Genomic DNA, 515 nt, shown 5'->3' with positions numbered 1-515 from the left:
GATGCCGGCCGGATTCGCAACGATGACGTTCGCCCGATTACCGGCCACTTCCAGCATGCCGCGCAGTTGCGAAGGATTGGGCGCCGTGACCTGGTTCAGGATGGTGGTGGCACGCTGATTACCCAGCATCGGGTTACCCGCCACCTGTCCTGCCACCTGTGTCTGGCTGGCCGCGCCGCTGTTGTTGAGCACCACGCCGGACGGACCGACGTTGAACTGCGTGTAGCGATTGTTGGACACCCCACCGGCCGAAGGCGGTGCAATGTTCACCACCGGCACGCCATTGGCCACGCCCACCACGGGCTTCTGCCCACCCACGTTCTGGTCTACCGAAATCGGCAAGGTCTGCGCCAGCACGGGCGTCCAGATCTGCGCAAAGACCAACAACCAGGCAATCGTGCGGTGTAACGTCGACATATCGGGCAAGACTCGGCAAGGGGTGAAACCACAACCGTTGCCAAGACAGCCGACCCTCAGCCCGCCCAGAACCCGCGGACTATCGACAAAGCCAAAAG

The 515-nt window shown here is 62.7% G+C and carries 1 protein-coding gene; it reads right to left on the bottom strand.

From position 1 onward, the window contains the following. On the bottom strand, nucleotides 1-417 hold a 417-nt coding region (locus HV798_RS31590), incomplete at its 3' end, for a two-partner secretion domain-containing protein (protein WP_246289368.1). Nucleotides 418-515: the final 98 nt, after the last annotated feature.

Source organism: Achromobacter deleyi (assembly GCF_902859705.1).
Classification (GTDB): Bacteria; Pseudomonadota; Gammaproteobacteria; order Burkholderiales; family Burkholderiaceae_B; genus Achromobacter; species Achromobacter deleyi.
The sequence above is the reverse complement of the archived record's forward strand: the minus strand, read 5'-3'. Positions and strand labels throughout refer to the sequence as shown.